Source organism: Sphingobium salicis subsp. salicis (genome assembly GCF_049472635.1).
In the GTDB taxonomy this organism is placed as follows: Bacteria; Pseudomonadota; Alphaproteobacteria; order Sphingomonadales; family Sphingomonadaceae; genus Sphingobium; species Sphingobium yanoikuyae_A.
Map to the genome: position 1 here is coordinate 2,642,067 of NZ_JAYRCS010000001.1, position 12,135 is coordinate 2,654,201.

Annotated in this window: 12 protein-coding genes; 4 read left to right on the plus strand and 8 right to left on the minus strand. The window is 65.9% G+C overall.

Features of this window, described 5'->3' with window-relative positions; genetic code table 11:
* Positions 1 to 7 precede the first annotated feature (7 nt).
* From VHN57_RS12820 to VHN57_RS12840, 5 genes are all read right to left on the minus strand, one after another.
* Positions 8 to 184, minus strand: coding sequence for a hypothetical protein (locus VHN57_RS12820; protein ID WP_164488846.1), 177 nt, complete (start codon positions 182 to 184; stop codon positions 8 to 10).
* A gap of 74 nt (positions 185 to 258) precedes the next feature.
* On the minus strand, positions 259 to 1,827 hold the full coding sequence (locus tag VHN57_RS12825; protein ID WP_278988325.1) for a carboxylesterase/lipase family protein: 1,569 nt from the start codon (positions 1,825 to 1,827) through the stop codon (positions 259 to 261).
* An 88-nt stretch (positions 1,828 to 1,915) separates the two neighbouring features.
* Complete coding sequence (gene kduD, locus VHN57_RS12830; RefSeq protein ID WP_037508047.1) at positions 1,916 to 2,671, minus strand: 2-dehydro-3-deoxy-D-gluconate 5-dehydrogenase KduD; 756 nt, start codon at positions 2,669 to 2,671, stop codon at positions 1,916 to 1,918.
* A gap of 107 nt (positions 2,672 to 2,778) precedes the next feature.
* Complete coding sequence (kduI, locus tag VHN57_RS12835) at positions 2,779 to 3,618, minus strand: 5-dehydro-4-deoxy-D-glucuronate isomerase (protein WP_017500956.1); 840 nt, start codon at positions 3,616 to 3,618, stop codon at positions 2,779 to 2,781.
* A 73-nt stretch (positions 3,619 to 3,691) separates the two neighbouring features.
* Positions 3,692 to 4,741 (minus strand): LacI family DNA-binding transcriptional regulator, encoded by a 1,050-nt coding sequence (locus VHN57_RS12840; RefSeq protein WP_004207757.1) that lies wholly within the window; start codon positions 4,739 to 4,741, stop codon positions 3,692 to 3,694.
* Between the two features lie 120 nt (positions 4,742 to 4,861).
* Here VHN57_RS12840 and VHN57_RS12845 point away from each other — a divergent pair, with 120 nt between their 5' ends.
* Both VHN57_RS12845 and VHN57_RS12850 read left to right on the plus strand, forming a co-directional pair.
* Positions 4,862 to 5,659: a 2-keto-4-pentenoate hydratase gene (locus VHN57_RS12845; protein ID WP_278987878.1), complete on the plus strand. Its 798-nt coding sequence runs from the start codon at positions 4,862 to 4,864 to the stop codon at positions 5,657 to 5,659.
* Between the two features lie 31 nt (positions 5,660 to 5,690).
* Positions 5,691 to 6,968 (plus strand): MFS transporter, encoded by a 1,278-nt coding sequence (locus tag VHN57_RS12850; RefSeq protein WP_278987880.1) that lies wholly within the window; start codon positions 5,691 to 5,693, stop codon positions 6,966 to 6,968.
* 66 nt (positions 6,969 to 7,034) lie between these two features.
* Here VHN57_RS12850 and VHN57_RS12855 read toward each other — a convergent pair whose 3' ends face one another.
* The gene (locus VHN57_RS12855; protein WP_278987882.1) at positions 7,035 to 7,901 is read right to left on the minus strand and encodes an SDR family NAD(P)-dependent oxidoreductase; all 867 of its coding nucleotides are present in this window, start codon (positions 7,899 to 7,901) and stop codon (positions 7,035 to 7,037) included.
* Positions 7,902 to 8,183: 282 nt separating this feature from the next.
* Here VHN57_RS12855 and VHN57_RS12860 point away from each other — a divergent pair, with 282 nt between their 5' ends.
* Entirely contained in the window at positions 8,184 to 8,960 is a 777-nt protein-coding gene (locus tag VHN57_RS12860; RefSeq protein ID WP_010338010.1) for a sulfite exporter TauE/SafE family protein, read from the plus strand.
* A 10-nt stretch (positions 8,961 to 8,970) separates the two neighbouring features.
* Here the strand turns inward: VHN57_RS12860 and VHN57_RS12865 are convergent, their stop codons facing one another.
* Together VHN57_RS12865 and VHN57_RS12870 are read right to left on the minus strand one after the other, a co-directional pair.
* On the minus strand, positions 8,971 to 9,759 hold the full coding sequence (locus tag VHN57_RS12865) for a LytTR family DNA-binding domain-containing protein (RefSeq protein ID WP_278986394.1): 789 nt from the start codon (positions 9,757 to 9,759) through the stop codon (positions 8,971 to 8,973).
* A 340-nt stretch (positions 9,760 to 10,099) separates the two neighbouring features.
* Positions 10,100 to 11,677: a glycosyl hydrolase family 79 N-terminal domain-containing protein gene (locus tag VHN57_RS12870; RefSeq protein ID WP_278986382.1), complete on the minus strand. Its 1,578-nt coding sequence runs from the start codon at positions 11,675 to 11,677 to the stop codon at positions 10,100 to 10,102.
* Between the two features lie 282 nt (positions 11,678 to 11,959).
* On the opposite strand from VHN57_RS12870, the gene VHN57_RS12875 reads away from it, so the two are divergent.
* Entirely contained in the window at positions 11,960 to 12,097 is a 138-nt protein-coding gene (locus tag VHN57_RS12875) for a hypothetical protein (RefSeq protein ID WP_004207766.1), read from the plus strand.
* Positions 12,098 to 12,135 lie beyond the last annotated feature (38 nt).

Sequence of the window (12,135 nt, forward strand, 5' to 3'; positions counted from 1 at the left end):
AAGCAAGTTACCAGGCGCGCGGCACATTGCCGATGCGCTTGGCGACATCCGCCTCGATCGCGTTGAGTTCGGCCTGACTGAGCACGCCCGACAGCATCAGCCGGCGCATCAGTTCATCGACCAGGGCGGCGAGAAAATGCAGCTCGCCGCGTTCCGAGACATAATCGACATCCTGGGTATCCATGCGGTTCCTCCAACTGCATGGGCGGACTCAACGCGCCCATCCCTTTTTGGTTGCGGCCCGGCAACGAACGGCATTCAGCTACCCGGCTGAATATAGGGGACGCGGGCGAAGAGTTCCCGCTCCCAGCCGCGCGGATCGCTTTCCACATGGCTGTCGACATCGACGATCATCGTCTGGCGCCGGTCCAGCCGATATTGCGGCCAGGGCGCCATTCCGCTGCCATTGGGATCACCGCGCCGAGCGAAGGCCAGGAAACGCTGCATCAGCGCGCGCGACGCAGCCTGTGCACCTGCGCCCGTGCCGGTGAAGCTGCCCGGCGCATCGAGCGTGCCGAAGGCGAGCGCGATATCCATGGTGTGCGGCGCGCCGCGTTCGGGCTGGGTCGGCGAGGCGAAATCCACCTGATAGACCCAGGTCGGCGCATCGGCGCGGGCGCGCGCCTCCGCCTCCAGCACCTGCCCCGGCCAGCTGCGCCCGGCCGTGGTCGCGGCATAGAAGATGCGCTCTGCCGACCAGTCGGGATAGCGGGCGCGATATTGGGCGACGATCCATTCGGGCGAAAGGTCCATGCGCAGTTCCGGCGCGATCCGGGCGGCGAGGTTGGACCAGTCCAGCCCTTGGAGCCTGGGGCCGTGAGGATCGATGAAGGCGCGGGTTTCGTCATGGGTGTTGCCCAGCATCATCGGGATCGCCTGCGACTGGGGCGGCGCATCGGGCCAGAAGGGATGGCGCGCAAGATGCGTCATATCGAGCACCGGGCCCATATAGAGACCGCCACCCAGGATCGGGTCTTGCGCTGCCAGCCCCTCCACCAGTTGCGCGGTCGATCGTGACAGCAAAGATGACAGGTCATCGGCCTTTACGCCCAGTCGGGCGAGATAGGCCTGCGCCCGCTTCGTCGCGTTGAGCGGGCCGGAAGCCGTCACCTGCTGCCCGCTCATGGTGATGGCGCGGTGGAACAGGCCGGCGGCGGCGGGCATCGCCATCATCGTCGCGATCTTGGCGCCGCCGCCCGACTGGCCGAAGACCAGGATATTGCCGGGATCGCCGCCAAAGGCCGCGATATTGTCGCGCACCCATTGCAGTGCGAGGATGAGGTCGAGCTGGCCTGCATTGCCGCTGTCGGCGAAGCGCGGATCGAGCCGGGCGAGATAGAGATAGCCGAAAATGTTGAGCCGGTGGTTGACCGTCACCACCACGACATCGCCCTGTGCAGCCAGCCGGTCGCCATAGGTCAGCGGATCGACCACGGAGCCGTTGGAATAGGCGCCGCCATGGATGTAGAGCATCACCGCCCGCCTGGCGCGCGGGTCCGGGCCGGGGGTCCAGATATTGAGGAACAGGCAATCCTCGCTCTCCGGCTCCTGCTTGCCCTGTTGCGGGCAGGAGGGCGCGAAGGCGCTGGCATCGGCGGTGCCGGTCCAAGCGTCGGGCGCAAGCGGCGCCTGGAAGCGGCGGGGCGCGGTATCCTGACCATAGCGCAGGCCGCGAAAGACATGGAGGCCGCCCTCGCGGGTGCCGGCGACCCGCCCCTTGCGGGTGGTCACGATGCTGGCGGTGACGGCATGGGCCGGGCGAGCGAGACTGGCGCCCAGCAGGGCCGCAGCCCCGGTCAATGCGCTCCGCCGGTCGATATCGGGCATCCGTCCTCCTGTGCTGGGTCGGGAGGCTGAACCCTCCTCTTGGATTTTCTTCCGTTCGCGTTGGAATCGCGAACGGAGGTCAGTCAGTTCAGCGGGCCAGCCAGCCGCCATCGACGGCCAGGACATGGCCGTGGATATAGTTGGCCGCCGGCGAGGCGAGGAACACGGCCGCGCCGCCAATGTCGCTGGGGTCGCCCCAGCGGCCGGCCGGGATGCGTTCCTGGATCTGGCGGTTGCGGGTCTCGTCGGCCTGCAGCGCGGCGGTGTTGTTGGTCGCGATATAGCCCGGCGCGATCGCGTTGACGTTGACGCCCCTGGCCGCCCATTCGTTCGCCAGCAGCTTGGTGAGGCCGGCGACGCCGCTCTTCGACGCGGTATAGCTCGGCACCCGGATGCCGCCCTGGAAGGACAGCAAGGAGGCGATGTTGACGATCTTGCCGCTGCCCTGCGCCAGCATGTGCCGCCCGGCCGCCTGCGCGAGGAAGAAGGTCGACTTCAAATTGGTGTCGATCACCGCATCCCAGTCTTCCTCGGTGAAGTCGACGCTGTCGGCGCGGCGAATGATGCCGGCATTGTTGATCAATATGTCGAGCCCGCCCAGCTTCTCGATCGTCTCGTCGACGACGCGCTGCACCGGTTCGATGCTGGAAAGATCGGCCGAGACGATCTCGGCCTTGCGGCCGAGCGCCCGGACCTTCTCGACGGTCTCTTCCGCCGGGGTGCGGCCGACCGCCGCAATGTCGGCGCCGGCCGCCGCGAGCGACAGCGCGATCGCCTGGCCGATGCCGGTATTGGCGCCGGTGACGATGGCGACCTTGCCGCCAAGATCGAAGATAGTGCTCATATAAGCTCCAAATCCCCCTCCCGCTTGCGGGAGGGGTTAGGGGAGGGTTTTGGAGATTGGCGTCGTAGACATGCCCTCCCCCGTCCCCTCCCTGAAGGGAGGGGGGCTCAGGCCAGCTGGCAGATGTCCAGCACGTTCATGTCGGTATAGTCCTGATTCTCGCCAGCCATCGCCCAGATGAAGGCATAGGCCTTGGTGCCCGAGCCCATATGGATCGACCAGGGCGGCGAGATCACGGCTTCCTCATTGGCCATGACGATGTGACGCATCGCGTCGCCCTCGCCCATATAGTGGAAGACGCGGTCGGCATCGCCATCCAGCTCGAAATAGAAATAAATCTCGCTGCGGCGCTCATGGATGTGCGGGGGCATGGTGTTCCACACCGAACCGGGCTTCAGGACCGTGAGGCCCATCACCAGCTGCGCGCTGTCGCAGATGCCGGGGATGACGAGCTGGAAGATGGTGCGCTCGTTCGATTCCTCCAGGCTGCCACGTTCCAGCGCATTGGCGTCGGCAATGCCGAGCTTGCGGGTGGTGAACGCCTTGTGCGCCGGGCAGGAGGCGAGATAGAAACGCGCGCCGGCGCCGGCAAATTCCACATCCTTGGCGCCCATCGTCACATAGAGGCAATCCTTGTTGCCGAGCGTGAAGACCTCGCCGTCCACGGTGACGGTGCCTTCCACGCCCGAGACATTGACGATCGCCAGTTCGCGCCGCTCCAGGAAGGGGTGACCCGCCGCCGAAGCCGGCTCGGTCTGCGCCGGCAGCTTCACCGGGGCATCGGCCACCGCCACGCCGCCGATCACGAAGCGCTCGGCATGGGTATAGTTCAGCACGCATTCGCCGTCACGGAACAGCCCGCCGATCAGATAGCGATCCCGCAGCTCCTCGTTCGACACGCACTCCATCATGTCGGGGTGGGTCGCATAATAGGTCTTGTCGAACATGATATCCTCACCGGTTATTCGAAATTGCCCCTTGGGAAGCAAATTCGGAAACCGGTGTCAACCTTAGCGTGGATCAGCCCGATGCAGGCGCCACCGAACTGCGCCGGATCAGGGTCGAACTGAAGAGGGATGGCTCGCTGACCTCCGCCTCCTCACCGATGGCGGTACCGATCAGCTTGAGCGCGGCGGCCCGGCCCATGGCCGCGATCGGCCAGCGCACCGTGGTCAGCGGCGGCCAGACGCGGGTGGTGAGCGGCGTATCGTCGAAACCGATGATAGACAATTGCTCCGGCACCTCGATCCCGCGCAGCCGCGCCGCATAGAGGACGCCGGCCGCCATCTCGTCATTACTGGCAAAGATCGCGGTCGGCGGCGAAGTCAGATCGAACAGGTTTTCCGAAGCGGAAACCCCTGATTCAAAAGTATATTGCCCGTCCGCAACCAGGCTGCGCGGCAGGCTGATCCCGGCTTCCGCCAGCGCCATTTCAAAGCCCTCGCGCCGCTCCTTGGCGGAACGGAAGCCATGCGGCCCGGCGATCAGGCCGATCCGCCGATGCCCCTGCGCGATCAGATAGCGCACCGCGTCCGCCACCGCGTCCCGGTCATTGGAGGCGACCATATGTTCCGGGTCATCGAGCAGGGCCGAACCCATGCGCACATAGCGACAGCCGGCATCGTCGAACAGCTTGGAAAGACTGTCATTTTCGGAGAGCGGTGGCAGCACGACAACGCCGAACAGGCGCTGACGCGTCACGAAATTATGGATATCCTCCATCACCATCGCCGCACCCCTGTCCACCGGGCGCACCACCAGTTCGAACTCGGTGCCGTGCAGCGCCTCCAATATCCCCTTCTGCATGCTGAGCACCATCTGGGCATTGGGATTGTCGTAGATGAGGCCGATCAGGAAATTGCGCCCCAGCGCCAGCGCACGTGCCTGCGGATTGGGGACATAACCGGTCTGGCGAATGATTTCCTCCACCTTGCCGCGAGTTTCCTGGTTCAGCAGCGGCGATCGATTGATGACGCGGCTGACCGTCTTCTTCGACACGCCGGCCATGCGGGCAATGTCGTTGATCGTCAGCTTGGCGGTGGCGCCCTCGTCCCTGGGTGTCTTTGTCATGGCCCTTTTATAGCGCGCTTATGGCCCGCAACCAGCGCAATATGCGTCGCTCGGCAAATCTATTGACACCGGTTACTCTTGCAGGCATCCCGGATGTCAGAACCAGCCGAGAGGATCATCGTGACCGCCGCTTCCCCTGCCGCCATTGCGCGCGCCTTCGTCACCGCCCGACAGCAGGCGACGGGCTTTTCCGACTATCCCGGCCCGATCCCGCCCAGCCTGGCCGACGGCTATGCAATCCAGGCGGAGGCACTTGCGCTGGTCGATGCGCCGGTCGGCGGCTGGAAGGTCGGCCGCGTGCCCGCCCCGCTGGTCGAGCGTTTCGGCGCGGATCGGCTGGCCGGGCCGATCTTCACCCCGACCATCCATGAACTGACCCCCGATGCCACCGGGCTGGTCTTTGCCCAGGGCTTTGGCGCGGCGGAGGCGGAATTCCTGCTGCGCATCGGCCAGGCGCCCGCCCCGGCCCAGACCAGCTTCACCCTGGAGGAAGCCGCCGCGCTGGTCGACGCCGTGCATATCGGGCTGGAAATCGCCAGTTCGCCCTTCACCGGCATCAACGAGCATGGTCCGGCCGTCACCGTTTCGGATTTCGGCAATAATAACGGCCTGCTGATCGGCGCGGCCGTGCCGGACTGGCAGAGCCTGGCCTTTGCCGAGATCGACATCAGCCTGAGCATCGACGGCGTCGTCGCCGGCACCGGCCGCGCGGTCAGCTTCCCCGACGGGCCGATCGGCTCCGTGCGTTTCCTGCTCGAAAATCTCGCCGCGCGCGGCATAAGGCTGCAACCGGGCGCATGGATATCGACAGGCGCCGTCACCGGCGTGCATGAAGTGCGCGTCGGGCAGACGGTGGTCGCGGACTTCGGACCGCTCGGCACCGCACACTGCGTCATCCGCCCCCAAGCGGCCGCCTGACAAGGCCGCAGGGCAAGAGGAGAGGAAGAGAATGAACGAGGCCGTCGCCGGAGCAACCCAGAGGGTCGGGCGCTATCGCTGGGTGGTCGTCGGGCTGTTGTTCGCCGCCACCGCGATCAACTATGTCGACCGGCAGATGATCGGTGTGCTGAAGCCCACGCTGGCGGCCGAGATGCACTGGTCGGAAACCGACTATGCCAATATCGTCTTCTGGTTCCAGGCGGCCTATGCGATCGGTTATCTGGGCTTTGGCCGGTTGGTCGACGCGATCGGCGCGCGGCTGGGCTATACCGTCGCGATCATCATCTGGACGATCGCCCATGTCGCCCATGGCGGCGTGCATAGCGTGACCCAGTTCGCCCTCGCCCGCTTTGGCCTGGGCGTCGGCGAATCCGGTAATTTCCCCGCGGGCATCAAGGCGGTGGCCGAATGGTTCCCGCAGAAGGAGCGCGCCTTCGCGATCGGCCTGTTCAACGCCGGCGCCAATGTCGGCGCGATCATCACGCCGCTGCTGGTGCCATGGCTGACCATCCAATATGGCTGGCGCTTCGCCTTCATCGCGACCGGCATATTCGGCGTCGTCTGGCTCGCCGCCTGGCTGATCTTCTATCGCCGGCCGCAGGAGCATCCGCGCGTCGGCGCCGCCGAACTTGCCTATATCCAGCAGGATCCGGCCGACCCGGTCACGCCGATCGGCTGGCGCCGGCTGATTGCCGTGCGCGAATGCTGGGCCTTTGCCATCGGCAAATTCTGCATCGACCCGATCTGGTGGTTCTTCCTCTTCTGGCTGCCGGGCTATCTGGGCGAGCGCTACGGCCTCGACCTCATCAGCTTCGGCCCGCCGCTGGTCGCCATCTATCTGTTGTCGGACCTTGGCAGCGTGGCCGGAGGCTGGCTGTCGGGACGGCTGATGAAGGCCGGGCACAGCGTCAACGCCGCGCGCAAGCTGACCATGCTGGTCTGTGCCGCCGCGGTCACGCCGGTCTTCTTTGCCCAGTCGATCGACAATCTGTGGGTCGCCGTGCTGGTGATCGGCATCGCCACCGCCGCGCATCAGGCCTTTTCCGCCAATCTCTACACGCTGCCCTCGGACATGTTCCCGCGCGCGGCGGTCGGATCGGTGGTCGGCATCGGCGGCACGGCCGGCGCGATCGGCGGCATGCTGATGGCCAAATATGCCGGCTATATCCTCGACAGCATCGGCAGCTATGCGCCGCTCTTCGCCGTCGCAGGCAGCGCCTATTTCATCGCCCTGCTGGCGATCCACCTGCTTTCGCCCCGCCTGGCGCAGGTCAAGGTGCCGGAATAAGTTCCCTGGGGGAGGGACTGCCCCGGACCGGCGATGGGGATTGCCGGTCCGGGGCGCCTTGCGTTCTCAGCGGCCATGCGCCGCGATCAGCTTTTCGCTTTCCTGCCAGAAGCGATCGACGATCGCTGCATCCTCGACCAGCGTGTTGGGCGTGCGCGGTGCGCGGCGATACCAATAGCCGCCATTGCTGGCCGCCCCTTCGGGGGCAGTCGCCAGCCAGACCAGCGTGTCCGCTCCCTCCACCTCGCTCGCCTTGTCGAGCCCGCGCGAGCGCGCCTGCGTATCGGCCGGCGCATGGGAAAAGAAGTTCGAGTCGACCGCGCCGGGATGGACCGCATGGGCGACGATCCCCTCCCCCGCCAGCCGATCGGCCAGCGCGCGGGCGAACAGCACATTGGCGAGCTTGCCGGTGCAATAGGCCATGCCGGGGCTGAACCGTTCCAGATTCTGCATGTCGTCCAGGTTGATCGACGGGATCATCTCGCTGGCGTCGGAGGCGGTGTTGAGGATGCGCACCGCGCCCGCCGGCTGATCCTGCGCCGCCTTGCGCAACAGCGGCAACAGGCGCTGGGTCAGCAGGAACGGCCCCAGATGATTGCCGGCGAAATTCGCCTCCAGCCCCTCGTCCGTCATCACCAGCTTATCGGTCATGCCGCCGGCATTGTTGAACAGCAGGTCGACCCGGTCGGTCAGCGCGGCGATATCCTGGGTCAGTTGGGCGGCGCCGCCCAGCAGCGACAGGTCGGCGCGCAACATGGTGACGGGCGCGCCGGCAGCCTCCGCCGCTATCTCAGCCTCTGCAGCCGCCAGCCGCTCGGGATCGCGACCGGTGCCGATCACCCGCCAGCCCTGCCGCGCCATGGCCTTGGCGATCGCCTTGCCGATGCCCGAACTCGCGCCCGTCACCACCGCCACCCGTGCCCGTTCCACCATATCCTGCTCCTGTCGCTTATCCCGGCACGCTAGGCGTTCAGATGCAGGCCAGACAGCCGCGGGAGCGATATGTGGCGCGCGCCGTCCATAGCAAAGCTATCACCCCCCTCAAGCAAGGGGCGGGTTTCACCCCGCCATGGCGTCCGCTATGTCCCACCGCGAAACATAAGGGGGACGCAGGGATATGGATCGAGTGCAGGGACTTGCATGGGCAGCGCAAACGCCCTTAGGTGATGCCATGATGGGTCGCACCGCCTGTCGTCATGCACCGCAGGAGCGGCCGTGACGATCAATCCGCTCTATTCCCTGACGGGCTTCATCGTCGGCACGCTGGTCGGGCTGACCGGCGTTGGCGGCGGATCGCTGATGACGCCGATCCTGGTGCTGCTGTTCAATTTCCACCCGGCTGCGGCCGTCGGCACCGACCTTCTCTATGCCTGCGTCACCAAGAGCGTGGGCAGCCTGGTCCATGGCTGGAAGCGATCGGTCGACTGGGCGATCGTCGGCTGGCTGGCGCTGGGGTCGATGCCGGCCGCGATCGGCGCGCTTATGGCGCTGCGGGCAATGGGGCCGCCGTCGGCCGCCGTGGTCGATCCGATCAAGGTCACGCTGGGGGTGATGCTGTTCCTCACCGGTCTGGTGCTGCTGTTCCGCGATCGGATCACGGCCTGGTCGCGCACCCATGGCCAGGATCGCAGCCCTGCCACCACGCGCAACCTCACCATATTGCTGGGCGTGGTCGTGGGCGTGGCGGTGACCATCACCTCGGTCGGGGCCGGCGCGATCGGCGCGACCGCGCTGCTGATCCTCTATCCGCGCACGCCGCTCGCCCGGATCGTCGGCAGCGACGTCGCCCATGCCGTGCCGCTGACGCTGGTGGCCGGCATCGGCCATTGGTGGCTGGGCACGGTCGACATGTCGCTGCTGGCATCGCTGCTGATCGGGTCGATCCCCGGCATCATCGTCGGCAGCCTGCTCGCCTCGCATGTGCGCGAAGCGGTGCTGCGCACGATCCTCGCCACGATCCTGATCATCGTCGCGCTTAACCTGATCCTCTGATCCTGCCGCGTCAGTCCGGCAGGAAACCGGACTGACGCAGGCGATCAAGGGAGTCGCGCGCGATCGGCGCGGACAGGCCGTTGGTCAGCCGGATTTCCCGGCTCCTGGTCAGGCCCGCGCCATCCGCGATCGCCGCCCTGGCGACCCACCAGCTGCGATGGGTCTGCGCGCCGGGCACATCATCCATCTCCGCAATGGCGTCGCGCAGCCGCATCAGGATAAGCTCGCTGCCATGCGGCCCATGGACGCGGACATAATGATCCTCGCTCTCCAGCGCGACTATGGGACCGGCGAAGGCGGGGCTCAGCCGGCGATGGAGGCGAACATCCGCCTCTTTCACCGGCGCGTCCATCGGCACGGCCCCTTCCCGCGCCGACGCGAAGACCGTGGTCGGCCCCATATGCTCATCATAATAGCGCAGCAGATGCGCGTCCGCCCGCTCCGCCCACCAGGCGATGGTCATCACCAGCAGGCAACAGAGCAAGGTGAAGGGCAAAAGGCCGGCATAGCCGCCCAGCAGTCGCACCTCGTCCCGCCCGACCAGCCGCCAGATCAGCGCCATGGGAAAGCTGGAGGCGACCATGCCCCAGAAGACCAGAGACCCGCGCGGCAACCGCGTCGCCCGCGCAATCGCCCGCCAGGCGATCAGCGTCGGCCGCGCGAGGATATAGGCGCCCATCAGCATGATCCACCATCGCCCGGCGCGCAGCAGGAAATCGCCCGACAAATAGGTGCCAAAGGGGCCAAGAAAGCCGACCACCGCCGCGACCGGCAGCATCGCCCAGAGTTCGAGCAGCACACGGCGGAGACGTTTCACGCAATCCCCCTCTCCATTCGCGAAACGCGAACCGCGAAGGGCCCGGTTTTCCGCGCTTTTTCTTCTGTTCCTCCTGCGTGACGAAAAGCCGCTTGCCCGTCAATCGTGGGCTGCCATCCCTCCCTCTCATACCGGCGGGCCGATGAATGGATCATCCGCTCCGACCGGCCAAGGAGACAGACCATGACCGATTTTCTGAGCACCAAGGGCGCGATCGCCATAATGTGCTGCGCCATCATCGCCCATATGGGCGCCTTTGCCCTGGCCCTCGCCTGATGCGCCGAACAGCCCCTTCCCGGCCCGCCCGGCGCCGTATCAGGCGTCAGGGACAGGCCGGGTTGCGGGCATCGGGATAGGCGAGATAGCTGATGCTCGCCGCTGGTAGCGACTGCATGCCTTGCGCGGCGACGCCCTTGAGATTGGGCAAGACGCCATCTTGCCCCACCGCCAGCGTCCGGCCGTTGAGCTTCACGCTGCCCGCGTCCAGATTGTCGGCGGTCAGCGTATAACGGGTCACCTTGCCGGCGAGCGACAGGCTGGCGGGATTGGCGGTATCGAGATTGATCGCGACCAGCGCGACGCCGCCCGGTGTGCCGCGCAGACACTGGCTGTAGAGATGCAGCTTGCCTTCATTCCGGCCCGCATCCAGCACGACATTGCCCATCAGCCGCGCCCATAGGACCGCCGCCCAATAGCTCGGCCGCGGCATCATCGTCGCCTCGTCGATCAGCGCATAGTCGCTGGCCGCCAGCGTATTGTGGAAGACCACGGTCACGCCCTGCTTCGCCTGCCGCCCCAACTGATCGACATAGCGGAAACTGTCGCGCCAGGTCGCTGCCCAGGCGTCGCCACCGCAGGCCGCCTGCGCCGTTTCCGTGATCCAGATATCGGTGCCGGGCGCGAAACGCTGTTGTCGTTCCTTGTAATAGGTCGCCGTGCTGTCGGCGCGCGCCAGCCAGTCCTCGTCCAGCGCCTGGTCCGGGCTGATCCCAGCGCTCTTGTCCATCGCGGCGCAGCGCTGCGAGACGGTGCCGTAGGAATGATAGGAAAAGATATCGACCTTGGGCTGCGGCTCGGCGCTCATCAGTGCGTCGGTCGGCACCACGCCGATATTGCGGGGCATGATGACGAAGCCGGCCTCGCCGGTGCTGCCCGGCCCGACGAGCTTCATCTGCGGCGCATCGGCATCGCGGAACGCACGAAAGACGGCCATGTCGCGGGCGAAGGCGGCCGCGTCATAGCCCTTGGGCAGGCCGACCATAGACCCCGCATTGGGTTCGTTGATGAGTTCGGCGGCATAGATATGGCCGCCCAACTTCTTGGTATAGGCGTTGAGCCGGCGCGCCTGATCGGGATCCCACAGGCCCGACGCGTCGCGCGCGCCGTCGCTTACAGGGAAGGACACGACCAGCTTGCCGCCGACGGTCTTCACGAAATCGACGACGCCGGCCCATTGGGCACGGGTCAGGACGCTCTGATAGCCCTTGGGCGGCGTGGCGGGCGGCGGCATATCGCTGTCATGGAAATAGACGGCATTGGCCCAGCCGCCACTCACGCGCACATAGGTCGGCCCCAGCGCGCGGGCGAGATTGCGCAGCCGCGTGTCGCCGGTCAGGTCGATCGGCTCGCGCTTGCGGAACATGACGGCCGCGATATCGACGCCGCCGCTGCCGCCGGCCGCCGGCTGGGGCGGCGCCTCGCCCGGCTTGGGATAGGGCGCCCAGAAACGGCCGCCGACCACCTCCACCATCTCGACATTATAGGCCTGATACTGGTCATCGACCTTCGCGACCTGAGCAAAGCGGCCGGGGTCGACGGGAGGCGTGGCAGCGCCCAGCATCACACCCGTCATTGCCAGCAGGGACAGGCTTCCCAGCATCAACATGCGGCCCTTCGTCACGGCATCCTCCCTCGATTTTGAGGGAGGCTAACCCGGCGCCTGTGCCCTCACAAGTTGGCATGACCAATTTGGACAAACCAATCACGGCGGCGATGCACTCAAACCATGCCAATTTTGCGACTTTCCTTAGGAACAAAAGGGGCACTTGTGAATTTGCATTTCAAGGCCGCAATAATATCCAATCCGACAAAATATCCCGAAAATAGACGATCCCCGTACTATTCCCGAGGTTCGTTCAGCGTGATTTTGGATAGAATGAAAAGGAACAGGGAGTATCCAGCCATGAAGCCAATTCGTAGCGCTAGCAGCCCCCAAGCCCGCGTCGCCTTCACGCCGACCAGCAAGAAGGCCGGCCAGTGGGTCCAGACCCCGCACGGCTTCGTCAGGGTGGACAGTCCCGCCCCGAAACATGCCGAGTGAACGGATCAGCTGAACCGGCCAACTGAACCGATCTGACG

Bases quoted from the DNA above. Each gene is read 5' to 3' on its own strand.
- VHN57_RS12820 (WP_164488846.1), bottom strand. From the start codon at position 184: ATGGATACCCAGGATGTCGATTATGTCTCGGAACGCGGCGAGCTGCAT.
- VHN57_RS12825 (WP_278988325.1), bottom strand. From the start codon at position 1,827: ATGCCCGATATCGACCGGCGGAGCGCATTGACCGGGGCTGCGGCCCTG.
- kduD (WP_037508047.1), bottom strand. From the start codon at position 2,671: ATGAGCACTATCTTCGATCTTGGCGGCAAGGTCGCCATCGTCACCGGC.
- kduI (WP_017500956.1), bottom strand. From the start codon at position 3,618: ATGTTCGACAAGACCTATTATGCGACCCACCCCGACATGATGGAGTGC.
- VHN57_RS12840 (WP_004207757.1), bottom strand. From the start codon at position 4,741: ATGACAAAGACACCCAGGGACGAGGGCGCCACCGCCAAGCTGACGATC.
- VHN57_RS12850 (WP_278987880.1), top strand. From the start codon at position 5,691: ATGAACGAGGCCGTCGCCGGAGCAACCCAGAGGGTCGGGCGCTATCGC.
- VHN57_RS12855 (WP_278987882.1), bottom strand. From the start codon at position 7,901: ATGGTGGAACGGGCACGGGTGGCGGTGGTGACGGGCGCGAGTTCGGGC.
- VHN57_RS12875 (WP_004207766.1), top strand. From the start codon at position 11,960: ATGAAGCCAATTCGTAGCGCTAGCAGCCCCCAAGCCCGCGTCGCCTTC.